Here is a 16,827-nt window from a genome sequence, read left to right on the forward strand (position 1 = left end):
GCCGTGGCGGCTCGGGCCGTTCGCGCCCTACGGGGTCCTGAGCGGCTCGGGGGCCTTGAGCAGGTCGACCATGCGGGACAGGCCGTCGGCGCCGTACCCCTCCGCGACCGCGCGCTCCAGGAGCGCCCGCAGCGGCGTGAACAACTGGTCGCTGACGCCGTGTTCGGCGAGCGTCTCGGTGAAGTTGGGCAGCACCGCCAGGTTCATCTCCAGGTTGGACACGTCCGTCAGATGCTGCCCGGAGTCGATGGCCTCGGCGGTGCCCGGCACGATCCCGTGGGTCATGGCGACGACCCAGTCCAGGAGCAGCGGCGCGAAGTCCTTCGCGGGCACGCCCGCGCTGCCGACCAGCGCGTAGGCCTGGGCGACGCCGAGGCCCATGCCGTACATGCCGGTGAGCAGCGACAGGTCCCACAGCGCGGCGAGGCCCGCGTCGGTGCCGACCCACTTGGTGTCGGCGAGCGCGGCGAGCGTGTCGCGGTGGCGTGCGTACGCCTCCTCGTCGCCGCTGTAGAGGATGTACGCGCCCGGGCCCGCGATCATCTGCGGTACGGCCATGATGCCGCCGTCGACGTAGGCGATCCCGTGCTCCTGCGCCCAGGCCGCCAACTCCCGTGCCTGGGACGGCGTTCCGTTGGTGAGGTTCACCAGGGTGCGGCCGCGCAGTTCCTCGGTGAGCGGCTCGAACAGCTCGCGCACGCTGTCGTTCGTCGTCAGGCAGGCGATCACGAGCGGGCTCGCGGTGACCCCGGCCGCAGGGGTGTCGGCCGGGGTCGCGCCCTGTGCGACGAGCGGCCCCGTCTTGGCCGCCGTGCGGTTCCAGACCGTCGTGGGGTGGCCCGCCTTCAGGAGGGCCGAGGCCAGGGCGGAGCCCATCAGGCCGAGGCCGAGGACGGAGACGGGGTGCTGGGTCGGGGTGTGGTCGGTGGCGGGCACGGGGGCTCCTTCGAGGGTGCTTCGGAGCGGGCGCGGGGCGCCCGTCTCGCTGTTCTCGCTGAGGTGTTCCGAGGAACACCTCGATCCTCGCCGTGCCCGCACTCACCGACAAGTACCGACTATTTAGTGAGGTACTCACCAAAAGGTGAGTGAGCGGCGGCCGTTCGACGGCCGGGGACTACCAGGCCAGCGCGTCGGACGCCTTGGACTGCCAGTACGTGACGAACGCCGTGTCGTCCACGTACACGCCGCCGGTGGGCAGCTTCGGCTTGGTCATGCTGCCGGCGCCGCCGTTCATCTGGCGGTTGGAGAAGAGCACGCCGAGCTTCTTGGTCTTGTAGCCGTCGGTGCCCTCGGGCGACTCGGTGCGGATGCCCGCGTACGCCGACTGGCCCGGCTTCAGGGTGACCACGGCCTGCGGAATGCTGTCGCGCAGGACGGCGGTCGCGGACTGCGCCTGGCCGAAGCGCAGGTACGGGGCGTGGTACGCGTAGCAGGTCTTGGTGCCGGTGTTCTTGGCCCGCAGGAGCAGGTGGTTGACGGGGCGGTCGACCTTCTTGACCGTCACCTTGGTGTTGGCGGCCGTGCAGGTGACCGGGGCGGCCTTGGCGCCGGTGCCGCTCGCGGCGGCGCTGCCCGCGAAGGCCGGGACGGAGAGGGCCGCGGTCAGGGCGAGTGCGGTGGCGGCGGTGCGGGTGCGGAACGTGGTGCGCATGGGGTGCCTTCTTCTCTTGTCTTGGGTGAATGATGGTGCGTTGGTCTGGGTGTGGTGGTGTGGTGGTGTGGTGGTGCGGTGGTGCGGTGGTGCGTCAGGGTGCGGTGGTGCGGTGGTGCGTCAGGACGCGAGGGCGTCCGCCGAGTCGCTCAGCCAGTACGTGACGCGCAGCTTGTCGTCGATGTGCACGCCCTTGGCCTGGAGCGCCGCGTCGGTGAACTTGTCGCTGCCCTGGAAGCCGACCTGGAGGCCCTGCGCGGTGCGGCCCTCGCCGCCGCTGCCGTCGCCCGCCGAGAGGATCGCCGCCGCGTAGCCCTTGGCGCCGGGCTTCAGCGAGGTGACCGCCTGCGGCTTGCTGTCCTCGATGACCGGGGGCACCGACTGGGCGTCGTCGAACTTGAGGATCGGGTAGCCCGCCAGGTCGCACATCGTGGACCCGGTGTTGGTGATCGTGATCAGCATGTAGTTGAGGGGGCGGGACACCGGCGCGGCGGCGACCGAGGTGTTGTCCGCCGTGCACGGGGTGCGGTTGGCGGGGTCGTTCGGATCGGAACCCGTGCCGCCGCCCGTGTTCTCGCCGCCGCCGGACGAGCCGGAGCCCTCGCTGCCGGAGCCGCCGCCCGAGTCGGCGCCGCCGAGCGCCTCGCCCGACCCGCTCTTGCCCTTGCCCCCGGAGGAGCTCCCGGCGGCGTCCTCGGCGGAATCCTTCGCGGTGGACGAGGAGTTCGCGGCGCCTTCGTCCCGCGTTCCGGACGCGTCGTCGTTGCCGCAGGCGGTGAGCGTGAGCGCGGCGACGGCGAGCGTCGCGGCGGCGAACAGGCGGGTACGGGAGCGGCGGGCGGAGGCAGACATGGGTGATCTCTTCCTTCGGAATGTGACGGGAGCGACGTGCGCCGCTCCGAGGACTTGGCGGGAGCGGCGTGCTTGGATGACCCCAGCTTGTGCGGCGTGTCGTCCCGGTGGCCAGAGCGGCCGGACAACGAGGGACACTGGAACGCTCGTACCGGCTCTGACCTGCGGGAACAGGGGTTCCTTGGAACGGTCGGCTGGAATGGCGGACAGGGGTGGAGGAAGCGTGGGGTCGGGTGATCTCGCAGCGTTGCTGCGGGAATTGAAGGACCGGTCGGGGCTCAGCTACGGAGTCCTCGCCAAGCGGCTGCATGTGAGTACGTCGACACTGCACCGGTACGTGAACGGCACTGCCGTGCCGACGGAGTTCGCGCCGGTGGAGCGCCTCGGCAGACTCTGCAGGGCGAGCCCCGAGGAGCTGGTGGAGCTGCACCGGCGGTGGATCGTGGCGGATGTGTCGCGGGGGCGGAAGACCGAGGGAGCGGCGGGGGCCGCCACGGGAGTTGAGGCTTCTGAGGTTGCTGAGGCCGGGGTTGCTGAGTCGGGTGCTGGGGCCACTGGAGCCACCGAGACCCGTGAGCCCGTCGAGCCCCGTGAGCCCGTCGAGGCCACCGCGCCCACCGAAGCCGTCGCCGCGTTCCGGCCCGACCCGCCCGACCCGGACCCCGACCCCCACCCGGAAGCCGCCCCCCACCCGGAGCCCGAGCTCTCCCCCGTCTCCAGCACCCCCGCCCCCGGCGTCACCACCCCCTGGGCACGCCGAGTCGGCCGCCTGTCCCGCCTGCGCCGGCGGCAGCTCGCCGTGGTCGGCGCGGCCGGCGTCGTCCTCGCGCTCGGCGGCACCGCGCTCGCGCTGCAGAACGCGTCCGGCGGCTCGGACGGCGGGCGCGACAAGGCGGTCGACCGGGCCCTGCCCACGGCCGACGAGGCCCCGTCCGGGACGGGGCGGAGCCCGGACAGGAACCCGTCCGCCACACCCTCCGCCAAGGAGGACCAGGACGACAAGGGCAACAAGGGCAAGCAGGACAAGGCGAAAGGGAAGGGCGAGGGAAGCCAGGGGAAGGACGGAGAGAGCGGGGGCGGCACGTCCTCCGGCGGCGACCGCCCCGGCACCGGCTCGTCCGGCGCCGCGAAGGGCACCCCCGTCACCGCCCGCGTACGGCCCTTCCCCTACTACCCGACCCCGTGCGCCCAGAACTTCCTCATCGACCGGGATCCGGACGAGGTGCTGCAGCCGCCCTCCGAGCGGGAGGCGCCGACCTGGGTGCGGGCCATGGGCGGGGTCCAGGCCGCCGGCGGGTTCGTCGAGATCACCCTCCAGGGCACCGGCGACGACACCGTCGTACTGGAACGCCTCGACGTCGACGTGCGCAGCAAGAGCGCGCCGCTGAAGTGGAACAGCTACCAGTCGGGCAACGGCTGCGGCGGCCCCGTCGGCATCAAGTCCTTCGACGTCGACCTCGACCGGGCCCAGCCCACCGCCGTCCCCAAGTCCGGGCAGCGCAACTTCCCGTACAAGGTGAGCGAGTCCGACCCCGAGGTCTTCTACATCGAGGTCGGCACCAAGAACTTCGACGCCCTGTGGTCCCTCAACCTGCAGTGGTCGAGCGGCGGGCGCAGCGGGGTCCTTCGCATCGACGACGGGGGCAAGCCGTTCCGCACCAGCTCGGACCGGGGGCGCCCGGAGTACAAGTGGCCGAACGGTGCCACGAAGTGGAGCAGGGAGGAGCCGCAGTCGCCCGACCAGGGCTGAGCGGGCCCATGGAGCCCTGCCGTCCGCATTCCGAAAAGGGTGTCGCGGGCGGCGCTCCCATGTCTACCCTGCCGTGACCCACGTACCGGGAGGGACTCCACGATGACCGCCGCCAGCAGTGCCACCGCCGCCCCCACGCCGCCGCTCGCCGCGCGTGCCGCTGCGATCGGGGGCTCGCCGGTACGGGACATCCTCGCGGTCACCGCCCGGCCCGAGGTCATCAACTTCGCGGGCGGTCTGCCCGCGCCCGAACTCTTCGACGCCAAGGGCGTCGCCGCCGCGTACCAGGCCGTCCTCGCGGACGCGCCCGGGCGTGCCCTGCAGTACTCCACCACCGAGGGCGAGCCCGCCCTGCGCGGTGCCGTCGCCGAGCGGTACAGCACCCGAGGGCTCGCCACCGGCGCCGACGACATCCTCGTCACCACCGGGTCGCAGCAGGCCCTCTCGCTGCTCGCCACCGCCCTCGTCGAGCCCGGCGACACCGTCCTCGTCGAGAACCCCTGCTACCTGGCCGCCCTCCAGGTGTTCGCCTTCGCCGGGGCGCACGTCGTGCCCGTCCCCGGGGACGCCGACGGCGTCGACCCCGAGGCCCTCGACGCGCTCGTCGCCCGGCACCGGGCCAAGCTGCTCTACACCGTGCCCACGTTCCAGAACCCGACCGGGCGGACCCTGCCGCTCGCGCGGCGGACCGCCGTCGCCGAGGTCGCCGCCCGGCGCGGGCTGTGGATCGTCGAGGACGATCCGTACGGGGAGCTGCGGTTCGAGGGGGAGCGGGTGCCGTGGATCGCCTCCCGGCCCGGCGCCGAGGACCGGACCGTGGTCCTCGGGAGCTTCTCCAAGGTCATGGCGCCGGGGCTGCGGCTCGGGTGGCTGCGGGCGCCGGCCGCGCTGCGGCGGGCCTGCGCCATCGCCAAGCAGGCCGCCGATCTGCACACGCCGACCGTCAACCAGCTCGCCGCCGCCTGGTACTTGGAGCGGTACGACCTGGACGCGCACGTGGGGCGGGTGGCCGGGGTGTACCGGGAGCGGCGGGACGCGATGCTCGCGGGGCTCGGGGACGCGCTGCCTGCCGGGGCCCAGTGGAATCGGCCCGAGGGCGGGATGTTCCTCTGGGTGCGGTTGCCCGAGGGGTACGACGCGGGGGAGCGGTTGCCCGGAGTCGTGGGGCACAACGTGGCTTACGTGCCGGGGGCGCCGTTCTATGGGGGCGCCCCGGACCCCCGGACGCTGCGTCTGTGCTTCGTGACGCAGACGCCCGAGGAGATCGCCGAGGGCCTGCGGCGGCTTCGGCTGGGGCTCGCCTAGGAGTTACAGGCGTTCCGGGGTGCGGATGCCCAGGAGGGTCATGCCCTGGTGGAGGGTGCGGGCCGTGAGGTCGCAGAGGAACAGGCGGTTCTCGACCTGGGCCGGGGTGTCCGCCTTCAGGACGGGGCACTGGTCGTAGAACGTCGTGTACAGCGACGCCAGTTGGTACAGGTACGCGGCGAGCTTGTGCGGGGCGTACTCCGCGGTCGCGTCCGCGAGCACCTCGCCGAACGCGTCCAGGTGCAGGCCGAGGGCCCGCTCCGCCGGGGCGAGTTCGACCTCGGCGTGGGCGAGTGGGCCCGTGCCCTCGGCCCGGCGCAGGATCGACTTGATGCGGGCGTAGGCGTACTGGAGGTAGACCGACGTGTCGCCGTTGAGGGAGACCATCTGGTCCAGGTCGAACTTGTAGTCGCGGTTCGCCGAGGTGGAGAGGTCCGCGTACTTCACGGCGCCGATGCCGACGTACCGGCCGTTCTCGACGATCTCCTGCTCGCTCAGGCCCACCTTCTCGGCCTTCTCGCGCACGACCGCCGTGGCCCGCTCGACGGCCTCGTCGAGGAGGTCCTCCAGGCGCACCGTCTTGCCCTCGCGCGTCTTGAACGGCTTGCCGTCCGCGCCGAGCACCGTGCCGTAGCCCATGTTGTGCGCGGTGACCTCGTCGCTCAGCCAGCCCATCCGGCGGGCCGCCTCGAAGACCATGCGGAAGTGCAGCGACTGGCGTACGTCCACGACGTACAGCAGGGACGTGGCGTGCAGGCCGACGACGCGGTCGCGGATCGCGGACAGGTCGGAGGCCGCGTACCCGAAGCCGCCGTCGGCCTTCTGCACGATCAGCGGCACCGGCTGGTCGTCCTTGCCGCGGATCTCGTCGAAGAAGACGACGAGCGCGCCGTCGGAGCGCACCGCGACACCGGACTCCTCCAGGAGCCGGGCCGTCTCCGGCATCATGTCGTTGTACGCGGACTCGCCGACGATCTCGTCGTCGCGGACCTCCATGTCCAGCTTCTCGAAGACCGAGTAGAAGTAGACCTTCGACTCGTCCACGAACCGCTGCCACAGGTCGAGGGTCTCCTTGTCGCCGGACTGCAGGGCGACGACCCGCTTGCGGGCCCGCTCCTTGAACGCCTCGTCGGCGTCGAAGACCGCGCGCGAGGCCTTGTAGACCCGGTTCAGGTTCGACATGGCCTGGTCGCCGTCGGTGTCGGTCTCGGGGGACAGCTCGTCGGGGTGCTCGATCAGGTACTGGATGAGCATGCCGAACTGGGTGCCCCAGTCGCCGATGTGGTGGCGGCCGATCGTCTTCTCGCCGGTGAAGTCCAGCATCTGCCGCAGGGCGTCGCCGATCACCGCGGAGCGCAGGTGGCCGACGTGCATCTCCTTGGCCACGTTCGGCTGGGCGTAGTCGATGACCGTCGTGCCCGGCTTGTCCTTGAGCGGGACGCCGAGGCGGTCGCCGTCGGCCGCGCGGGCGGCGAGGGTCTCGGTGATCGCCCGGTCGGTGACCGTGACGTTCAGGAAGCCGGGCCCGGAGACCTCGACGTCGGCGAGCAGGTCACCGCCTGTGATCTTCTCGACGACCTGCGTGGCCAGCTCGCGCGGGTTGGCCTTGGCCTTCTTCGCGAGCGCGAGGATGCCGTTGGCCTGGAAGTCCGCCCGGTCGCTTCGTCGCAGCAGCGGGTCCGCGGCGCCGGACTCCGGCAGGGCTGCCGAGAGGGCGTCCGCGAGACGCTGGTGGACGGATGCGGCGAGGGACGTGACCGGGGCCATGGGCTTCCGTTCTGGTAAATGGCGTGCATCAGGGTGAGCGTCAAGTGTCCCATGGGGAGGGACGCCGGTTCGCCTCATAAAACGCGGCCCGGCCGCCGGGGCGGACGCGACCTGGCCGCCGCGGCCGGAGCAACCCCGGACCGAGTCCTTCCGTCTGGGACAATGGCTTACGCCAGATTCCCTGAATCCCGAGGAACAAGAGGACGTGCCGATCGTGGCTCAGAGCACCGATACCACCGACTGGGTCTCCCGCTACGCGGACGAGGTCATCGCCGAGTCGGAGCGTCGTGCCCCGGGCAAACCGGTCACTGTCGCCTCGGGCCTGTCCCCCTCCGGCCCCATTCACCTGGGCAATCTGCGCGAGGTCATGACCCCGCACCTGGTCGCCGACGAGATCCGCCGCCGCGGCCACCAGGTCCGGCACCTGATCTCCTGGGACGACTACGACCGGTACCGCAAGGTCCCGGCCGGTGTCCCCGGCGTCGACGAGTCCTGGGCCGAGCACATCGGCAGGCCCCTGACGTCGGTGCCCGCGCCCGCCGGTTCGGCGTACCCGAACTGGGCCGAGCACTTCAAGGCCGCGATGGCCGCGTCCCTCGCCGACCTCGGCGTCGAGTTCGACGGGATCAGCCAGACCGAGCAGTACACGTCGGGGGCGTACCGCGAGCAGATCCTGCACGCGATGCGGCACCGCGCCGACATCGACGCGATCCTCGACCAGTACCGGACCAAGAAGGACCCGGCCAAGGGCAAGAAGCAGCAGAAGCCCGCCGACGAGGCCGAGCTGGAGGCCGCGGAGGGCTCCGGCGCGGCCGCCGAGGACGACGGCAGCGGCGGCGCGGGCGGGTACTTCCCGTACAAGCCCTACTGCGGCCAGTGCGGCAAGGACCTGACCACCGTCACCTCCTACGACGACGACTCCACGGAGCTGGCCTACGTCTGCACGGCGTGCGGCTTCGAGGAGACCGTGCGCCTCAGCGAGTTCAACCGCGGCAAGCTGGTCTGGAAGGTCGACTGGCCGATGCGCTGGGCCTACGAGGGCGTGATCTTCGAGCCCAGCGGCGTGGACCACTCCTCGCCCGGCTCATCGTTCGTCGTCGGCGGCCAGATCGTGCGGCAGATCTTCGACGGCGTGCAGCCGATCGGCCCGATGTATGCCTTCGTGGGCATCAGCGGCATGGCCAAGATGTCGTCGTCCCGCGGCGGCGTGCCCACCCCGGCCGACGCCCTGAAGATCATGGAGGCGCCGCTCCTGCGCTGGCTGTACGCCCGCCGCAGGCCGAACCAGTCCTTCAAGATCGCCTTCGACCAGGAGATCCAGCGGCTCTACGACGAGTGGGACAAGCTCGCCGCGAAGGTCGCCGACGGCTCCGTGCTGCCCGCCGACGCCGCCGCGTACACGCGCGCCGTGGGCACCGCCGCGGGACCGCTGCCGACGACGGCGCACCCGCTGCCGTACCGCACGCTCGCCTCCGTCGCCGACATCACCGCGGGCGCTGAGGACCAGACGCTGCGCATCCTGTCCGAGCTGGACCCGGCCGACCCGCTCGCCTCCCTCGACGAGGCGCGGCCCCGGCTCGACAAGGCCGAGGCGTGGATCAACACGCACGTCCCCGCCGACCAGCGCACGGTCGTGCGGGACGAGCCCGACAAGGAGCTGCTCGGCTCCCTCGACGAGGAGGGCCGCGAGTCGCTGCGGCTGCTCCTGGACGGCCTGGACTCGCACTGGTCCCTGGACGGCCTGACCCACCTCGTCTACGGCGTCCCCAAGGTCCGCGCGGGCTTCGCCGCCGACGCCGGGCCCAAGGAGCTGCCGCCGGAGATCAAGACGGCCCAGCGGACGTTCTTCGCGCTCCTGTACCACCTGCTCGTGAGCCGGGACACCGGGCCGCGCCTGCCCACGCTGCTGCTCGCGGTGGGGGCGGACCGGGTGCGCAAGCTGCTCGGCGCGTAGCGGTACGCCTGGGAGCGCCCAGGCACGCGTCAAGGGGGGCGGGTCCACTTCGGACCCGCCCCCCTTCGCGCGCTGCCGCCCTGTGCATCCTTCGGACTACCCCGGATTCGGCCCCCGGCACGACGTACCGTCTTGTCGCGCCGGAGATCCTTGATCCATGAAGGAAATCATCGCCATCATCGGTTGGATCGTCGGCGTCCAGGGGGCACTCGGCCTCGCGGGACGCCTCTTCGGGGACGGCCCCTGGGGCCTGGTGCACAAGTGGTGGGACATCCCCACCGCCGGGTACGCGGTGCTGCTCGCCGTCGGCGCCGTTCTCGCGTTCTACGGGGAGCAGGGCAGGGCGCGGGCCCGGCGGTAGGGAACGTCCGGCCGTGTCGCCGTCAGCCTCGTGAGCCGACGCGGCCGCGCACGGCGTGCACGCCCGTGATGACCGCGGCCATCCAGAAGCACGCGCCCGACACGGCCGTCCCCGGCGGCACGTGGAGCACCAGGGCGAAGACGCACACGAAGGCGCCGAGGGCGACTCCGGTGGCCATCGCCGTCACGTCACGCCAGACCGACGTCGCCGGTCTGCCGGTGGACATCAGGATTCCCACGGACAGGAGCATCAATACGGCTCCGCTGTAGATGAGCCAGGAACTGCTCAAGGCCGTTCTCCACTCACTCGCAGGAACGCCGCTCTACTTGCAGTATCCGCCGGAGTACTGGCCGGGAACGAAAATGCCCGCGGCGAACTTCACCTTGATGCACTTCTTCGCGTTCTTCGCCTTCAGCGCGGTGGTGGTGATAACCGCGGCGTGCGCGCCCCAGTAGATGTTCAGGCCGGGCGGCAGGAATCCCGAAACGACGCCGGACAGGGCGCCGTTGTCGGCGATCTTCCGGGTCTCGCTCTTGTTGAAGTACGCGGTGCCGGTCACGATGCCCCACGTCAGCTTGGGGTCGGCGACGACGGGGAACGCGGTCTTGTCGTTCGTCTCGATCGTCTGGACGAGGTCCTTGCCGTCCAGCTTGTAGCTGGTGGGCACCGCGTCGCCGTTGGCGTCCTTGGCCCACGGCGCGTCGATGGCGCCGACCGGGACGTGCACGCCGTCGGCGCTCTCGCGGTGCAGCGCGAAGCCGCCCCGGCCGTCCGGGGTGATGTCGGTCCCCTGCGGCAGGTCGAGCCGGAAGCGGTGGCTCTCGGGGGCCTTGGCGTCCTTGAGGGTGACCAGCGTCCGGGCGCCGCCGTCGGTGGTCGGCTGCACGGCGATGTCGGTGGCGGCCGCGGCGTCGCGGTAGACGACGGTGCCCGCGCCGGCCTTGACACCCGCGACGCCCTTGGCGTCCGGCAGGGTGAGGCCGAAGGAGCCGTTGTCGGTGGCGCCGTTGAGGGTGCCGTTCGCCTTGTCGGGGGCGGTGATCGTGACGTCGCCGCCCTCGGTGGCGGTGACGGCCTTGGCGGGCGTGCCGGGGGCCGCGGCGGAGGGTGCGATGTCGCCGGTGCCGGTGGCCTTCTCCACCACGGCGGCGGCGTTGCCCGCGTCCCCGGCGCGGGTGCTGCCGGTGTCGGCGTTGGCGGGGATCGCGGTGGCGAACAGGGCGGCACCGGCGGTGGCGGCGACTGCGGCGGCGGCGAACTTGCCCTGGCGGCGGTGAGTGCTGATGTGCACGCGCCGTACTCCTTTGAACGTGCATTTCAGGCATAGCAAGCAGCCCCGCCCTGTTGGGGCAAAGGGCACTTGACTGCCTTTGTGGTCGAGACCGACACCATCATGATCACAACGGATCCGCTGTGACGGAAGCCATAATTCCGCAACGGATTTCGATCAAGGTGAGGTGGACGGCCTCAACGACCATGGGATCTCAGGCAAGATGGAGGAGTGGCCTATGATTCGACCTCTCGTCGGGAGGGGCTGAGGGGCCGTCATGGGCTTGGAGCCCTTGATTCCGGCGGTACTTGGGTCCGGAGCGTGCCGTCCTAGGCGCGCCGCCTGCGCCGTACGACGAGGAAGGCGCCCACCGCGGCCACGGCGACCGCGCCCGCCGTGGCGGCGACGACGGCCGCCGTGTTCGACTCCTCGTCGTCCTGGGCCGCGTCCACACACCGGGAGCCGTCGGCGGGGCCGCCCGCCTCGACCGTCACCTCGCCGGCCATCGTGTCCTCGCCGGGGTGCACCGGCTCGGCGAGACGCACCGCGTAGGTGCCGGGTGCGGCGTCGCAGCGGACCTTGGCGTGCGCCGCCAGCGAGACCTTGCCCGTGGACCTCAGCTCCACCGCGTCCACGAACGCCTCGGACCGCACGGTCGCGCCGTCGTCGAGCTCCGGGTTCACCGTGGACAACTTGACCCGCGCGCCCGGCGGTACCGAGCCCGGCGCGACGGTCAGTTCGCCCTTGCCGTCCGAATCCGCGGCGGCGCTCGGAATAACCGCGAGAGAAAGAGCGAGCGTGAAAGCTCCGACGGCGGCGGCGTTTATGCGTGGCATAGGATGCAGTCCTCAGGTGCGGACGACCGGAGTTCATTCCGGCCGCAGGATCCGTTCGTCGCGATCCTACCCAGGGGGGTCTCTGAGCAGCTCTTTGACCACGACTGCTCAGTTATCCGGAACGTGATCGAGTCCGTGCCGTGTGAGGTGTCAAAAACCCGCTAACAGAAGGTTTGTTGTGCGTATTTCTCGTCGGCTCCGTACGGTCGCCGTGGGGGTGGGTGGCGTATTGCTCGCCGCTCTGGCGACCACCGCGTCCGCGGTGGAGAGCAAGGACCGGAGCAAGGACCGGAGCACGGTCCAGAGCAAGGACCGGGGCAAGCCCTCGTGGACGGTGGAGGACGCGGAGGAGTTCTGGACGTCCGCGCGCATGCGGTCGGCGACACCGCCGCCGACCGTGGAGGGCGGGACGCCGGGCGGCACCGACACCGGCACTGACACCGACACCGGCACCGCGAAGGCAGACGCCGACCCCTCCCACCCCGCGAAGCGCGGCGCCCGCGCCTCCGGTCCCACGCTGTACGCGGCGAGCTCCGAGACGTTCTACGAAGGCTCCAAGACCATCGGCGTGCTCTACTACGTCGACAACGGCATGGCCTCGCACCACTGCACGGCCAGCGTCGTGCACAGCCCCAAGGGCAATGTCATCCTCACCGCCGGGCACTGCGGCAACGGCAGCAAGTACGCCTTCGTGCCCCAGTACCGCACCGGCAAGCCCGCGTCCCAACAACCCAACGGCATCTGGGCGATCGACCGCGTCTTCAAGGACCCGCGCCACACCGACACCGGCCCCGGTTCGAACCTCGACTTCGCCTTCGCGACCGTCAAGCCCGACAAGCTCGGCCGCGACGTCGAGCAGATCACCGGCGCCAACACCCTCACGCGGACGCCCTCGTACAAGGTGTGGGTCGACGTCATCGGCTATCCCAGGGTGAAGCACGACCCCAAGGACCAGGCGATCAAGTGCCGGACCAAGACGACGCGCCTCACCGGGTACCGGCAACTGCGCATGGAGTGCGGCGGGTTCCACGGCGGCACCTCCGGCAGCCCCTGGCTGATGAACTACGACGAGAGGAAGAAGACCGGCCAGGTCGTCGGGAACCTCGGCGGCGTGGGCGGCGGCGGAGCCACCTCCGACGTCTCGTACAGCCCGTACTACGACAACGAGGTGTTCAAGCTCTACCAGGACGCCGTCGACAACGTCGCCGCGGTGAAGCGGCCGCCGCTGCCCTACAGCCCCGGCACCGGTGAGACCTGGCAGCACGCCAGGCAGCTGGCCTCCGGCGACTACACCGGCGACGGCAAGGCCGACCTGCTCGTCGTCTGGAAGGACGGCGAGGTCACCCTCTACACCGGCAACGGCAACGGCGGCTTCTCCGGCGAGCGCCGCCTCAAGGCGGCCAACAGCACCTGGAAGCACGCCACGACCGTCACCGGCGGCGACTTCACCGGCAACGACACCGCCGACCTCATGGTGCGCTGGTCCGACGGCGAGGTCACCCTTTACCCCGACGTGAGCCCCGCTGGATTCGGCCGTGAGATCAAGCTCGCCGACGCCAAGTCCGTCTGGAAGCACGCCGACCAGATCACCGCGGGCCGCTTCACCGCCAACAAGTGGACCGACGACCTCGTCGTGCGCTGGAGCGACGGCGAAGTCACCCTCTACGGCGACGTCGACGGCCGCGGCTTCAAGAAGGAGACCAAGCTCCAGAAGCCCAACGGCACCTGGAAGCACGCCACCCTGCTCACCAGCGGCGACTTCACCGGCAACGCCAACTGGGACATCATCGTCCGCTGGACCGACGGCGAGCGCACCCTCTACCAGGACGTGAACACCACCGGCCTCGGCAAGGAGACGCAGATGCAGGCGCCCAACGCCCTGTGGAAGCACGCCCAGGCGATGACCGCGGGCAGCTACACCGCCAACGGACGCCCCGACGACCTCATCGTCCGCTGGAGCGACGGCGAGGTGACCCTCTACGCCGACACCAGCACCCGGCTCGGCGCGGAGCGCACCGTCGTCCCGCCGAAGGCGTCCTGACGGACCGCCAGGTCGTCTCCACCGGATCAGCTGATCGTGGCGCCGGGCGTGCCGTCGACGGACGCCCGGCGAGGCCCTAGCCGACCGCCAGGCTCGTGAACCTGATCGTGACGCTCTGGGCGTCGTCGGTCTGGGCGTTCTCGACCTTGACGACCCTGGGCTCCTGCAAGGTGTACTGCTTCGTCGGGTTGCCCATGGCGTCCACCATGCTGAGGGACGCCGTCGCGGGCTGGGTCCTGCCGTCGACCAGGTCGGTGAACTGCTGGGACCGCTCGGCACCGCGGACCACGGTCACCGTGCCCGGCCTCGGCTCGCCCGGGATGAGCCTGTTGGACGGGGTCTGCTCCATGACCTGGTCCAACTCGAGCCCGGAGACCGAGCTGAGGGGCTCCGTGGCGCCGTCGACGCTCCACTGGAACCGGTGGTTGGCGAGGACGTCGCCGCCGCCCAGGAGGCCCGGCTCCCCGCCTTCGGCCCGTGAGGACACCTCCGAGCGGCCCTTCGCGCCCTTGTCGGGCGACTTCGTACCCGACTCGGCCTTCTGGGACGCACGTGAGCTCGACGCGTCGGAGTCCGAGGAGTCGGACCCACACGCGGTCAGCAGCCCCAGGGACAGCAGGACGGCGGTGGCCACCCCGGCCATGCGGCGGCGCGAGCTGATGGTGGAACGGGTCATGGGAAGACTCCAACGGCTGGGTGAGTCGGACGACTTGAGTCTGTGAGCCGACCCGTCCCGGCCGCCACAAGCCGGGGGCAAGTTGGGAAGCTGGAACGCGCTGGTCCCTGCTGAGCAGGTGAAACGACGCATGGATGGAACGCCGGGGCGGGACGCCCACGGGGGTGGTCGCGGCAGCGCCCCGCTTCGTACGGCCTACTTGGGACCAGTGGGCCTTCGACGGCTCGTTGCCGTCGGAGCCGGAGCAGTCGGCCAACGTGAGGGTCGCGGCGTGAGCAGGGCGGTGGCGGTCCAGGGCCCGGCCGATGCGGACGCGATTGCGATAGCGGGTCACGGACACGCCCGGTTCGCGGGTGAAGGCCCGGCTCAAGCAGTACGGCGAGACCCCGAGCAGTTCTGCGAGTGGGAGCAGTCCGTGCGCGGCCGGGCGGTCGTGAGGAGCCGGCGGTGGGCGAGGTCGAGGCGGGCGTCGACGTAGACGCTCTGCGTGGCCAGGCGCGTGACATCGCCGTGACATGCCACAGCGCCGGCGTGAGGCTGATCGAGGTGCAGTCGTCGCCTCCGGCGGGAGGGGCGAAGTGCTCCTCCTCGCCCGGCACTCCGACGTAGGCCACTGCCGCTATGCGATGTGCTCGGCGTCCTCGTCCATCGCGCGCTGGTAGCGGTCGCGGAAGTCGCGGAGGTAGGGGCGCAGGGTGCTCTCCGTGAGAGGGCCGCCGGACTGGCCGGTCACGCCGTACAGGTCCATCAAGTAGAGGCTGAACTGGCGGGCGTTGGGGTAGTCGCCCCGCTCGCTCACGTATTTGCGGAAGGCGTTGAAGTACGCCTCGTCGCGGGTCATGTCGTCCGGCAGGCCGGAGCCTTCGGCGGCCGCGGGCTCGGGCAGCGGCTCCGGTTCCGGCTCCCGGGCCTGTTCGGGGGCAGGGACGGGCGCCTGCTCCTCGCGCGGGCCCGGGATCAGGTGGGCGTTCGCGAGGGGGCGGGTGCGGCCGGGGCCGGCCGGGACACGGAAGCCGGAGCCGTCGTCGGCGACTTCCGGAGCCTCGTGGGCCTGCTCGGGGTACGGCCCGCCTTGGTCGTACTGCTGGGCCTGCGCGAACTGCTGGGCCCGCGCGTAACGCTGCTGCTCGTACGCCTGCTGGTCGGCGTACTGCTGCTCCTCGTACGCCAGTTGCTCGTCGTAGCCCTGCTGCCCGTACCCCTGCTGCTGGGCCTGCTCCTCGTACCACTCGTCGTACGGAGCCTCCGGGTCGTACGACACCGGGCCTTCGGCGTACTGCTGCGGCGGCTGCGGGGCCGCGAACCAAGGGCTCACGTGGGTGCCGGGCTGCTGCTCGCCGGGGTTCGGGTGCTCCTCGGCGGGCGGGTGCTCCTCGGGGGCGGGCTCCGGCTCCGGGGCGGCCTGGGCCTCCGGGCGGGGCTCCGGGGACGGCGCCTTGGTGAGGGCCGCAGGGGTCTGCGGCTCGGCCTTCGTCAGCTCCGGCTTGGGGGCGGTGGCGGTGGTGGGGGCCTGGACGGGGGGCAGGACGGGCGGTTCGATGCCGGCCGCGGCGAGGCCCGCGGGGGCGGTCTCCGCGAGGGGGACGCCGTAGCGGGCCAGGCGCAGCGGCATCAGGGACTCCACCGGGGCCTTGCGGCGCCAGCCGCGGCCGAAGCGGGAGCGCAGGCGGGCCTGGTAGACCAGGCGCTCCTGCTCCAGCTTGATGACCTGGTCGTAGGAGCGCAGCTCCCACAGCTTCATCCGGCGCCACAGCAGGAACGTCGGCACGGGGGAGAGCAGCCAGCGCGTCATGCGCACGCCCTCCATGTGCTTGTCGGCCGTGATGTCGGCGATCCGCCCGATCGCGTGCCGGGCCGCCTCGACCGCGACCACGAACAGCACCGGGATGACCGCGTGCATGCCGACGCCCAGCGGGTCCGGCCAGGCCGCCGCGCCGTTGAAGGCGATGGTGGCCGCCGTGAGCAGCCACGCCGTCTGGCGCAGGAGCGGGAAGGGGATCCTGATCCAGGTCAGCAGGAGGTCGAGCGCCAGCAGGACGCAGATGCCCGCGTCGATGCCGATGGGGAAGACCATCGAGAAGGTGCCGAAGCCCTTCTTCTCGGCCAGCTCCCGCACGGCCGCGTACGACCCCGCGAAGCCGATCCCGGCGATGACGACCGCACCGAAGACGACGACCCCGATGAGTATCCGGTGCGTACGTGTCAGCTGCATCGCGGCCACCCGCGAACCCCTCCCTGTTCGGTGTGTTGCGAGCGATAGCCTGGCACACGCGTACGGGAACGTGTGTCCCGGTACGACCAGGCGCCCCCGCGCCGCCTTCCGGCCGCCGCCCCGCGCACGCCAACCAGCGGGCGCCGACGGGC

General features: G+C 71.4%; 14 protein-coding genes. 5 read left to right on the forward strand and 9 right to left on the reverse strand.

The features are described 5' to 3' along the window. Window positions 1-27 precede the first annotated feature (27 nt). The 3 genes from AB6L24_RS27410 to AB6L24_RS27420 form a co-directional block, all read right to left on the reverse strand. On the reverse strand, window positions 28-936 hold the full coding sequence (locus AB6L24_RS27410; RefSeq protein WP_405659493.1) for an NAD(P)-dependent oxidoreductase: 909 nt from the start codon (window positions 934-936) through the stop codon (window positions 28-30). A gap of 178 nt (window positions 937-1,114) precedes the next feature. Further along, on the reverse strand, window positions 1,115-1,651 hold the full coding sequence (locus tag AB6L24_RS27415) for a DUF4232 domain-containing protein (protein ID WP_405659496.1): 537 nt from the start codon (window positions 1,649-1,651) through the stop codon (window positions 1,115-1,117). Window positions 1,652-1,771: 120 nt separating this feature from the next. After that, the gene (locus AB6L24_RS27420; protein ID WP_405659498.1) at window positions 1,772-2,503 is read right to left on the reverse strand and encodes a DUF4232 domain-containing protein; all 732 of its coding nucleotides are present in this window, start codon (window positions 2,501-2,503) and stop codon (window positions 1,772-1,774) included. A 199-nt stretch (window positions 2,504-2,702) separates the two neighbouring features. Here AB6L24_RS27420 and AB6L24_RS27425 point away from each other — a divergent pair, with 199 nt between their 5' ends. Then, the gene (locus AB6L24_RS27425; protein WP_405659501.1) at window positions 2,703-4,253 is read left to right on the forward strand and encodes a helix-turn-helix domain-containing protein; all 1,551 of its coding nucleotides are present in this window, start codon (window positions 2,703-2,705) and stop codon (window positions 4,251-4,253) included. 102 nt (window positions 4,254-4,355) lie between these two features. Continuing rightward, window positions 4,356-5,558 carry a PLP-dependent aminotransferase family protein gene (locus AB6L24_RS27430; RefSeq protein ID WP_405659504.1) on the forward strand — a complete coding sequence of 401 codons (1,203 nt, stop codon included), beginning with the start codon at window positions 4,356-4,358 and terminating at the stop codon, window positions 5,556-5,558. 3 nt (window positions 5,559-5,561) lie between these two features. Here the strand turns inward: AB6L24_RS27430 and argS are convergent, their stop codons facing one another. Further along, entirely contained in the window at window positions 5,562-7,325 is a 1,764-nt protein-coding gene (gene argS, locus AB6L24_RS27435; protein ID WP_405659506.1) for an arginine--tRNA ligase, read from the reverse strand. Between the two features lie 205 nt (window positions 7,326-7,530). On the opposite strand from argS, the gene lysS reads away from it, so the two are divergent. After that, the gene (gene lysS / locus AB6L24_RS27440; protein WP_380854501.1) at window positions 7,531-9,279 is read left to right on the forward strand and encodes a lysine--tRNA ligase; all 1,749 of its coding nucleotides are present in this window, start codon (window positions 7,531-7,533) and stop codon (window positions 9,277-9,279) included. Window positions 9,280-9,436: 157 nt separating this feature from the next. Further along, window positions 9,437-9,640, forward strand: a complete 204-nt coding sequence (locus AB6L24_RS27445; protein WP_030361103.1) for a hypothetical protein — start codon at window positions 9,437-9,439, stop codon at window positions 9,638-9,640. 22 nt (window positions 9,641-9,662) lie between these two features. On the opposite strand, the gene AB6L24_RS27450 is transcribed toward AB6L24_RS27445, so the two are convergent. From AB6L24_RS27450 to AB6L24_RS27460, 3 genes are all read right to left on the reverse strand, one after another. Continuing rightward, window positions 9,663-9,929: a hypothetical protein gene (locus AB6L24_RS27450; RefSeq protein ID WP_405659509.1), complete on the reverse strand. Its 267-nt coding sequence runs from the start codon at window positions 9,927-9,929 to the stop codon at window positions 9,663-9,665. A 33-nt stretch (window positions 9,930-9,962) separates the two neighbouring features. Then, window positions 9,963-10,931 (reverse strand): hypothetical protein, encoded by a 969-nt coding sequence (locus tag AB6L24_RS27455; RefSeq protein ID WP_405659512.1) that lies wholly within the window; start codon window positions 10,929-10,931, stop codon window positions 9,963-9,965. 308 nt (window positions 10,932-11,239) lie between these two features. Continuing rightward, complete coding sequence (locus AB6L24_RS27460; RefSeq protein WP_405659514.1) at window positions 11,240-11,746, reverse strand: hypothetical protein; 507 nt, start codon at window positions 11,744-11,746, stop codon at window positions 11,240-11,242. A 217-nt stretch (window positions 11,747-11,963) separates the two neighbouring features. Between AB6L24_RS27460 and AB6L24_RS27465 the strand changes: the two genes are divergently transcribed. Beyond that, window positions 11,964-13,787, forward strand: coding sequence for a trypsin-like serine peptidase (locus tag AB6L24_RS27465; protein WP_405659516.1), 1,824 nt, complete (start codon window positions 11,964-11,966; stop codon window positions 13,785-13,787). Between the two features lie 76 nt (window positions 13,788-13,863). Here AB6L24_RS27465 and AB6L24_RS27470 read toward each other — a convergent pair whose 3' ends face one another. Together AB6L24_RS27470 and AB6L24_RS27475 are read right to left on the reverse strand one after the other, a co-directional pair. Further along, window positions 13,864-14,463: a hypothetical protein gene (locus tag AB6L24_RS27470; protein ID WP_405659519.1), complete on the reverse strand. Its 600-nt coding sequence runs from the start codon at window positions 14,461-14,463 to the stop codon at window positions 13,864-13,866. A 619-nt stretch (window positions 14,464-15,082) separates the two neighbouring features. Next, the gene (locus tag AB6L24_RS27475; protein ID WP_405659521.1) at window positions 15,083-16,675 is read right to left on the reverse strand and encodes a DUF2637 domain-containing protein; all 1,593 of its coding nucleotides are present in this window, start codon (window positions 16,673-16,675) and stop codon (window positions 15,083-15,085) included. Window positions 16,676-16,827: the final 152 nt, after the last annotated feature.

Source organism: Streptomyces sp. RK9, from assembly GCF_045070545.1.
GTDB classification, from domain to species: Bacteria; Actinomycetota; Actinomycetes; order Streptomycetales; family Streptomycetaceae; genus Streptomyces; species Streptomyces alboflavus.